A 9,283-nucleotide genomic window follows, 5' to 3' on the forward strand; every position below is an offset into this window, starting at 1 on the left:
ACTGCGCAAGCTCAGAATGACAAAGCGCAGTAGCCGTTAACTTATCACCTTTAAGGGCGGTAAACTTTCACATTGGTATACCCCTGCTCGCGCAGATACAAAGCCTGCAAACGGCTCATCACACCACGATCACAATATAACAAATAGGTTTTGCTCTGATCCAAATCGGCAAATTGCGAACTGAGTTTATAGAATGGCAGTGCCCGCACTTCAACACCTTCCAGCTTGAGCGGCTTTTCATCTTGCTCATCCGGCGCACGGATATCGAGCAACACATCGCTATCCGCCAACTCTGCCACCGTTTCAACTTCCACCACTTGCTCACGGCTTTGTTCGGCAATTTCACGAATATCGACGTTTTTGGCTTCGCTGACTACCCGCTCCAGAATAGAGAAATCAAAGTGAGATTCCTCTTCTTCAATCTTGGCCTTAACTGCTTTTACCGTTGGGCTTTTTGAAATCACACCGCAATATTCTGGCATGGTCTTCGCGAAATCTTCAGTGCCGATTTCACGCGCCAAATTGATGATGTGCTCTTTGTCATGAGAAATCAGTGGGCGCAAGATCAGGGTGTCAGAAGCATTATCAATTAAACGCAAGTTGGTCAGTGTCTGGCTGGACACCTGCCCCAGCGCCTCACCGGTTACCAAAGCCTGCACGCCGTAACGTTCTGCCACTTGAGATGCTGCGCGCACCATCATGCGCTTCAATACCACGCCCATCTGACCGTCTTCGACTTTTTCAAGAATTTCGCCAACAACCGGCTCAAAATCAATGGCAACAAAACGCACCCGATGGGAGCTACCAAAACGATTCCACAGATAATGAGCCACTTGCTTAACGCCAATCTCATGGGCAGAGCCACCAAGATTGAAGAAACAATAATGCACACGACAGCCACGGCGCATCAGCATATAGCTGGATACACCGGAGTCAAAACCGCCTGAAATCAGAGATAAAACATCTTCCTGCGTACCAATCGGGAAGCCGCCCAGCCCTTCGTGACGCGCCTTGATAAGCGTCAGTTTTTCCTGATCAACTTCCAGATGCACCGTTACCTGCGGATGGGTCAGTTTAACTTTAGCGCTTTCAATATGTTGATTCAGCCCGCCACCGACATAGCGCTCCACATCCCCAGAGGAGAACTCATGTTTACCACGACGCTTCACCCGAACACAGAATGTTTTCCCGACCAGTGTTTCGCGATAAGCTTCCAATGTCTGCTCAAAAATATTGTGCATATCGGTGTAGCTGCGATCTTCCACTTCGAGAATATGGTGAATGCCCGGTACACGGGTTAAAGCATCACAAATCTGTGGGCCAAGATTGTCATCTTTAGTGCGGATTTCAATATGATCCCAATGGCGAACCACCGCGAGGGTATCGTCCTCAAGGTTTTTCAATACGTTGCGAATATTGGTTGTGAGGATCTTAATGAAGCGCAATCGCACAGATTGACTCTTGATGGTGATTTCCGGGAACAATTTAATGATAAACTTCATGGCGGTCTTTAGTTGTCTGTTTATGGAGTGATGGCGTCGCTATCGATAGCAACAGTCAAAGCCGTTAGCAAAAATAGGCAAGCCGTGGAGTATATCATTATATGATGTGCGGCTGCGTACTAAAAACCAGACCTAAACGTCACGATTTCCCCGTCATTATCCGCTAGAATAGCCGGTAATAAATTTTGGCCTGAATGCTTTTGATCTGATGCACCGCTTGCATAAGCAGGAATACGTTTCGCGCCGTTAAGGTTACGTTTCATAAAAAATATCGAGTCGAATAAAAATTATGCCGAAAAAAGCCGTATCACCTGAAACCAAAGCTGCCAGTTTTGAGACATCGCTCAACGAGCTGGAGCAGATTGTGACCCGCCTGGAATCCGGTGAATTACCGCTGGAAGAGGCGTTAAACGAATTCGAACGGGGCGTGCAATTGGCACGTATCGGGCAACAAACCCTGCTACAAGCTGAACAGCGGGTGCAGATCCTTCTCAGCGACGATGCTACTGCGCCGCTTTCATCGTTCACCCCGGATGCCGAGTAGCCCTATGTCTGACACCCACTCTTCAGTTGATTTCAGCCAGCAACTCGCGGCGCATCAGCAACGGGTCAATCAGGCCCTGCTGGACTTTATTGCGCCACTGCCATTCGGTAACAGTGATTTGGTCGAAGCAATGCGTTATGGTGCCGTGCTCGGCGGTAAACGGCTGCGCCCTTATCTGGTTTATGCCACCGGCCAAATGTTTGGTCTGTCGCCCACCAATCTGGATGCCCCGGCAGCGGCCATTGAATGTATCCATGCCTATTCATTGATTCATGACGATTTGCCGGCGATGGATGACGACGATTTACGCCGTGGGCAGCCGACTTGTCATGTAAAATTTGGTGAGGCCAATGCGATTTTGGCCGGTGATGCGCTACAAACGTTAGCATTTTCTATTCTGGCGCAAGCCCCGATGCCGGATGTGGCGGATAAAGATCGCCTGTCGATGATTGCAGAATTAGCCCATGCCAGCGGTGTCGCCGGGATGTGCGGTGGTCAGGCATTGGATCTGGAGGCCGAAGCGCGTCAAATATCACTGGAAGATCTTGAGCGTATCCACCGCCATAAAACCGGTGCATTGATTCGCGCAGCCGTGCGTCTTGGCGCATTCGCCGCAGGTGAACAGGGCCGCAAGGCACTTACGTTACTTGATCGTTACAGTGAGGCCATCGGCCTGGCCTTCCAAGTACAGGATGATATTTTAGATGTCATCGGTGATACCGCAACCATTGGTAAACGTCAGGGATCAGACCAACAACTCGGAAAAAGCACGTATCCGGCACTTCTCGGGCTGGATTGCGCTAAAACCAAGGCAAGGGATCTTTATCAGGAAGCGATCTGCGCCCTGAATGCCTTGTCAGAGCAATCCTATAACACAGCGCCGTTGCAGGCGTTAGCCTGTTTTATTATTGAGCGTGATAATTAGAACTCTGCTGGCAGTCCGTGAATGCCTACTTAACACTTTTGATATGAGCATCGAATGAGTCTTGATATAGCCAAATACCCGACATTGGCCCTTGCACAGCATCCTGAAGAACTGCGCATGTTGCCAAAAGAGAGCCTGCCGAAGTTATGTGATGAACTGCGGCAATATTTGCTCGCCTCTGTCAGTCGCTCCAGTGGGCACTTTGCATCCGGGCTGGGTGTGGTCGAGCTAACCGTCGCGTTGCATTACGTCTATAACACGCCATTTGATAATCTGGTGTGGGACGTCGGCCATCAGGCTTATCCGCACAAAATATTAACTGGCCGCCGCGAACAGATCAGTACCATTCGCCAGAAAGATGGGTTGCACCCATTCCCGTGGCGCGGTGAAAGTGAATATGATGTGCTTTCGGTTGGCCATTCATCAACCTCAATCAGTGCGGGTCTGGGGATGGCTGTCGCCGCGGAACGGGAAGGCAAAGGGCGGCGTACCGTGTGTGTGATTGGTGACGGTGCTATTACGGCGGGCATGGCTTTTGAAGCTATGAATCATGCAGGTGATATTCACTCAGACATGCTGGTTATCCTTAACGATAACGAAATGTCTATTTCAGAAAATGTTGGCGGCCTGAATAATCATTTAGCTCAACTATTATCTGGCAAACTCTACACCAGCTTGCGTGAAGGTGGCAAAAAAGCATTTTCCGGTTTACCGCCGATTAAAGACTTGCTGAAACGGACTGAAGAACACCTGAAAGGGATGGTGGTACCCAGCACCTTATTTGAAGAGTTAGGCTTTAATTATATTGGCCCGGTCGATGGCCATGATGTACAGGCATTGACACAAACCTTGAAAAACATGCGCGACCTGAAAGGCCCGCAACTGCTGCATATCATGACCAAAAAAGGCAAAGGCTACGCACCGGCTGAAAAAGATCCCATTGGCTGGCACGCAGTACCTAAGTTTGATCCCGCCTCCGGCACCTTGCCGAAAAGTCAGGGTAGCTTGCCGACTTACTCCAAAATCTTTGGCGAATGGCTGTGTGAAACCGCCGCTAAAGACAGCAAACTAATGGCCGTTACTCCGGCAATGCGTGAAGGCTCGGGAATGGTGCGTTTCTCGCGCGAATACCCCCAGCAATATTTCGATGTGGCGATTGCCGAACAACATGCGGTCACCTTTGCTGCTGGTTTGGCTATTGGTGGGTATAGACCGATAGTTGCTATCTATTCAACCTTCCTGCAACGCGCTTATGATCAGCTAATTCATGATGTTGCCATCCAGAATCTGCCGGTGTTGTTTGCCATTGACCGTGGTGGTTTGGTGGGTGCTGATGGCCAAACCCATCAGGGTGCGTTTGACCTCTCATTCATGCGCTGCATTCCAAATATGGTCATCATGACTCCAAGTGATGAGAATGAGTGTCGTCAGATGCTGCACACCGGCTATCACCACAACGGCCCGGCGGCGGTTCGTTACCCGCGTGGTAATGGAACTGGCACGGGGCTAGAGCCATTGGCAATAATACCGATGGGTAAAGGGATCGTGCGCCGCGAAGGTGAAAAAGTGGCTATTCTGTGCTTTGGCACATTGCTCGCTCAGGCGCAAATTGTGGCCGACAATCTCAATGCCACACTGGTGGACATGCGTTTTGTGAAGCCATTGGATGAGGCGTTGGTACTGGAAATGGCTACCAGCCATGAGGTACTAGTCACCGTGGAAGAGAACGCCATTATGGGTGGTGCGGGTAGTGGTGTGAATGAATTGCTGATGGCGAAACGGCAATTAGTGCCGGTACTGAATCTCGGTTTACCAGACCATTTTGTTCCACAAGGTGAACAGGATGAAATGCGGGCAGAATTTGGTTTGGATGCTGCGGGAATACAGAGTCAGATTGAAGCCTGGTTGGAGTAACTCAGACAGATAACACCGTGAGCCAAGGGCGACCACTCCTACGGGCACTCCGGTCGCTTACGCGACTACGGCCCAAACGGAGTGTTTCCCTTGGTTCGGTTTTTACCTGCACTTTGAAAGATAACCACACATATACCCTATAGATTTCAAGGTGCAGGAAGGCGGCAAGTAAGTGCATCCCGATGAGTCTATTTATTTTAAGGTCAACGGGTCGTCAGTGATTCGGGTAAGAGAACGCAGCCAACGCACCTGCAATTTGAAAGATGACGGGTATCAGTAGAACAGATCTGCTGGCCAGTAATGCCCCACGACAAAAATAATCGCAGCAGCAATCACCCCGGCAATGATGTCATCCACCATAATCCCCATGCCGCCGTGAACATTGCGATCAAACCAACGGATCGGCCAGGGCTTCCAGATATCAAAAATACGAAATGCCACAAAACCAGCGACTATCCATTGCCAATCATTAACTGGCAAAGCCATCAAGGTGATCCACATCCCGACAAATTCATCCCAGACAATGCTGCCGTGGTCATGCACCTTCATGTCTCTGGCGGTACGGTGGCAAATATAAACGCCGATGCAGATACTGAACATTACTATCAGAGAATAGAGCTGCCACGGTAGCTGAATCAATAACAGCCAGAAGGGAATGGCTGCAATTGATCCCATCGTACCGGGTGCCCACGGAGACAAACCACTACCAAAACCGGTTGCCAGCAAGTGCCAGGGGTTAGTTAACTGCAAACGGCGTTTGGCTTCATCCATGAGGTTTATCCGTTGAGAAGTGATCAAAACCACGAAAATTCAGCTCTACAGGCTGCTTTTCACGAAGAAATTTAACCCCCTCCGATTGTGGCCCTATCTGACCAATACAGGTATAACCTGCCCCCGTATTGCTGAGAGCAACATCCAGCGCTCCACGGTTTATTTCTGGCACGGTAAAGCACAGTTCGTAGTCTTCCCCCCCACTCAAGGCCCAGCGTAGCGCTTGATCCGCATCAACCTGATTTTTTAGTGCATCAGAATACGGCAAATCCTCCAGCTCAATGCTGGCACCACAACCACTGGCTTTCAGGATATGTTGCAGATCAGAAATAAGCCCGTCAGAAATATCAATCGCTGAACTGGCAAGCGAGCGCAATGCCTGCCCTTGCAGAATACGCGGCTGTGGCCGCAAATGACGGTGAATTAACGCAGCCCGATCAGCCTCGTTATCAACCTGCAACTCATTTTGCAAAATAGCCAGGCCAGCAGCGCTATCTCCCAATGTACCGGTCACATAAATCCAGTCACCAATCCGGGCACCCGCGCGCGTCAATGCCCGCCCTGCGGGTACTAATCCTTGGATAGTCAGCGTCAAACTCAGCGGCCCACGGGTGGTATCACCCCCAATCAATTGCATACCGTAATAGTTTAGCTGTTCAAACAAGCTATCACTGAATGATTGCAGCCAATCTTCATTAACATTAGGTAGGGTCAGTGCCAGGGATAGCCAGGCGGGAGCGGCTCCCATAGCGGCTAAATCGCTAAGATTTACTGCTAACGCTTTGTATCCAAGATCGGCCGGATCGATATCTGCAAGGAAATGAACACCCGACACCAGTGTATCTGTACTGATGGCCAACAGCTGTTTATCTGCCACTGTAAGAAGTGCGCAGTCGTCTCCAATACCCAGCTCTACATCCCGGCGATGACTTTCGCACCGGTCAAAGTAGCGAGCAATGAGGTCAAATTCGCCACATGCCATAATACAATTCCAGAAAGGTTAACTGATCAATAAATTAAGGCCGGAAACCGGCCTTAATTCAAGTCGTTAATATAACGATTTACTTTTTCTTACGTACTGTGGGAGCCACTTTATCCAGCACGCCGTTGACGAACTTATGGCTATCTTCCGCACCGAAAGTTTTGGCAAGTTCGATCGCTTCATTGATTGCCACTTTATAAGGGACATCTTGACGTTTGCTCAGTTCAAACAGCGCAATACGCAGAACCGCTCTCTCAACCTGGCCTAATTCTTCGAGCTGACGGGAAAGAAATGGCTCCATTAGCGCATCCAGAGATGCGGCGTGAACGGCAACCCCAGACAGCAATTCGCGAAAATAGGCGATGTCGACATCTTTGACATCCTGCTCCGACAGGAACTGTAATTCAACATCAGCGATGTCGTTTTTAGACAACTGCCAAGAGTAAAGCGCTTGAACAGCGCACTCACGAGCGCGGCGACGAGCAGCAGGTTTCACGGAATTCCCCTTAACTTAACTAAATTCAGCCTTTAATAGCTTTGATTACATTAATCATTTCAAGTGCGGTCAGGGCAGCTTCTGCGCCTTTATTACCCGCTTTAGTGCCAGCACGCTCAATTGCCTGCTCAATACTTTCAGTGGTCAGCACACCAAACGCCACCGGAATATCGCTGTTCATGGCAACACTTGCCAAACCAGAACTCGCTTCACCAGCAACATACTCAAAGTGCGCAGTGCCCCCACGGATAACCGTACCCAGCGCAATCACCGCATCGTAACGATTTGTTTTTGCTAATACATTTGCAACTAACGGCAACTCATAAGCCCCCGGCACCCAGACAATAGTGATATTGTCATCAGATACCTGACCAATGCGCTTTAAGGCATCAATAGCACCTTCCAGCAGGCTGTCGTTGATAAAGTTGTTAAAACGCGCAATTGCAATCGCCACGCGGGCATTAGGAGTAGCAACAACACCTTCGATAACGTTCATAGCTTTCCTCAATATGGGTTCATACCCCGCAGGGGGGCGGATTCTATCATATTCTTTCACGCCCTGCCCCTGCGCATTTGTAAAACGCCTGACAAGACTATAATTGAGCGTCGGGAATTTCAGCCCGCAAACGCCGCTAGCACTTCGGTTTTAAGCGCAATCGCAGGTCAGGGCCAACCTGACGAACATCACTAAATACGAATTCGGGGGCATCCCTTAGCTGTGTTAACCCTGCCAAATGGCATAACCCGCGCGCATCGCTACCTAACAATTTTGGCGCAATATAAAGAATTAGCTCATCAACCACACCTGCCTGCAACAAGGCTCCGGCCAATTGCGGCCCAGCTTCAACCCAAATTGAATTAATCTGCCGCCTGGCTAATTGCATCATCAATAAAACCAAATCCACACCGTTATTATGGCGTGGTAGCAGCAGTTGCTCGACATTGTCAGGCCACGGCTGTTCGTCTGCGTCAACCCGAGCGAGCCAGCATGGGCCATCTTGCTGTATGACTTTATGCTCTGGCGTCACACGGTTATGGCTATCGAGTATAATTCGAACGGGTTGGCGCAATCTATCTTGAGGATACAGCGCCTGGGTTTGTGCATCTAATTCCTGCCAGCGCACAGTAAGCGAAGGGTCATCAGCTAATACCGTGGCACTGGTGCTGAGGATAGCGGCGCTTTGTGCACGAAAACGCTGCACATCCTGACGCGCCTGTGGTGAGGTAATCCACTGGCTTTCACCTGAAGCCATTGCGGTGCGGCCATCCAGCGACGCGGCCATTTTCAGTTGCAGGTAAGGGAACCCCGTGCGCATCCGTTTTAGGAAGCCACGATTAACGGCCTCCGCCTCCGCCAGCATCACACCATGATCAACAGCAATGCCTGCCTGCTTTAGTAAGTACAGCCCACGCCCGGCGACCTGCGGATTAGGGTCCTGCATGGCAGCTACCACGCGTACCACCCCTGCGGCAACCAGGGCATCGGCACAAGGCGGTGTACGCCCGTGGTGGCTACAAGGCTCTAGCGTGACGTACGCAGTGGCACCGCGCGCTTTCTCACCCGCCATGCGTAAGGCATGAACCTCGGCATGTGGTTCCCCAGCACGCAGGTGATAGCCCTCACCGACTATTTCCCCCTCACGTACCAGCACGCAGCCGACGTTGGGATTAGGTGACGTGGTAAAACGCCCCAGCCGCGCCAATTCAAAAGCGCGGGCCATATAGAATTCATCGGGCTGCATGGCTTTCCTTAATATTTATCGCGGCGCTTTATTGTTCGCAAAAATAGACTTGCGCGGCAATAGATCTTTCGATAACCAGTAAATAACGATTTGGCGCAGATTAATCCTGCAAACGGGCGATTTCTTCACCAAATTCGCGAATATCTTCAAAACTGCGATAAACCGACGCAAAGCGGATATAAGCCACTTTGTCCAAGCGTTTGAGCGCTTCCATCACCAGATTACCGACCATTTTGGTAGGCACCTCGCGCTCACCGGTGGCACGTAACTGAGATTTGATATGACTGATTGCCGTTTCGACATCATCCGAGCTGACCGGGCGCTTTTCTAATGCTTTTAGCATCCCACGCCGCAATTTATCTTCATTGAACGGTTCGCGTACTTCATCACTTTTAATCACGCGTGGC

10 protein-coding genes are annotated in these 9,283 nt (G+C 50.3%); 3 read left to right on the plus strand and 7 right to left on the minus strand.

Annotated elements, in window-relative coordinates; all coding sequences use genetic code 11:
• Positions 1 to 50: 50 nt before the first annotated feature.
• A complete protein-coding gene (gene thiI / locus YALDO0001_RS18490) occupies positions 51 to 1,502 on the minus strand; it encodes a tRNA uracil 4-sulfurtransferase ThiI (RefSeq protein ID WP_004705476.1) in 1,452 nt (483 codons plus the stop codon).
• A gap of 289 nt (positions 1,503 to 1,791) precedes the next feature.
• Here thiI and xseB point away from each other — a divergent pair, with 289 nt between their 5' ends.
• From xseB to dxs, 3 genes are read left to right on the plus strand one after another with little or no spacing between them, the layout of a single operon-like run.
• Positions 1,792 to 2,046, plus strand: a complete 255-nt coding sequence (gene xseB / locus YALDO0001_RS18495; protein WP_004705478.1) for an exodeoxyribonuclease VII small subunit — start codon at positions 1,792 to 1,794, stop codon at positions 2,044 to 2,046.
• A 4-nt stretch (positions 2,047 to 2,050) separates the two neighbouring features.
• A complete protein-coding gene (ispA, locus tag YALDO0001_RS18500) occupies positions 2,051 to 2,971 on the plus strand; it encodes a (2E,6E)-farnesyl diphosphate synthase (protein WP_004705479.1) in 921 nt (306 codons plus the stop codon).
• A 54-nt stretch (positions 2,972 to 3,025) separates the two neighbouring features.
• Complete coding sequence (gene dxs / locus YALDO0001_RS18505; RefSeq protein WP_004705480.1) at positions 3,026 to 4,885, plus strand: 1-deoxy-D-xylulose-5-phosphate synthase; 1,860 nt, start codon at positions 3,026 to 3,028, stop codon at positions 4,883 to 4,885.
• A gap of 273 nt (positions 4,886 to 5,158) precedes the next feature.
• Here the strand turns inward: dxs and pgpA are convergent, their stop codons facing one another.
• From pgpA to nrdR, 6 genes are all read right to left on the minus strand, one after another.
• Positions 5,159 to 5,656, minus strand: a complete 498-nt coding sequence (gene pgpA, locus YALDO0001_RS18510; RefSeq protein ID WP_042546647.1) for a phosphatidylglycerophosphatase A — start codon at positions 5,654 to 5,656, stop codon at positions 5,159 to 5,161.
• Positions 5,649 to 6,638 carry a thiamine-phosphate kinase gene (thiL, locus tag YALDO0001_RS18515; protein ID WP_042840536.1) on the minus strand — a complete coding sequence of 330 codons (990 nt, stop codon included), beginning with the start codon at positions 6,636 to 6,638 and terminating at the stop codon, positions 5,649 to 5,651. Before thiL ends, pgpA begins: the two co-directional genes overlap by 8 nt.
• A gap of 79 nt (positions 6,639 to 6,717) precedes the next feature.
• Positions 6,718 to 7,134, minus strand: a complete 417-nt coding sequence (gene nusB / locus YALDO0001_RS18520; protein WP_004705483.1) for a transcription antitermination factor NusB — start codon at positions 7,132 to 7,134, stop codon at positions 6,718 to 6,720.
• 25 nt (positions 7,135 to 7,159) lie between these two features.
• The gene (gene ribH, locus YALDO0001_RS18525) at positions 7,160 to 7,630 is read right to left on the minus strand and encodes a 6,7-dimethyl-8-ribityllumazine synthase (protein ID WP_004705484.1); all 471 of its coding nucleotides are present in this window, start codon (positions 7,628 to 7,630) and stop codon (positions 7,160 to 7,162) included.
• 136 nt (positions 7,631 to 7,766) lie between these two features.
• A complete protein-coding gene (gene ribD, locus YALDO0001_RS18530; RefSeq protein WP_004705485.1) occupies positions 7,767 to 8,876 on the minus strand; it encodes a bifunctional diaminohydroxyphosphoribosylaminopyrimidine deaminase/5-amino-6-(5-phosphoribosylamino)uracil reductase RibD in 1,110 nt (369 codons plus the stop codon).
• 100 nt (positions 8,877 to 8,976) lie between these two features.
• Positions 8,977 to 9,283 (minus strand): transcriptional regulator NrdR (nrdR, locus tag YALDO0001_RS18535; RefSeq protein ID WP_042840538.1); only part of this gene is annotated, 307 nt, incomplete at its 5' end.

The sequence above is a fragment of the Yersinia aldovae ATCC 35236 genome, assembly GCF_000173735.1.
GTDB classification, from domain to species: domain Bacteria; phylum Pseudomonadota; class Gammaproteobacteria; order Enterobacterales; family Enterobacteriaceae; genus Yersinia; species Yersinia aldovae.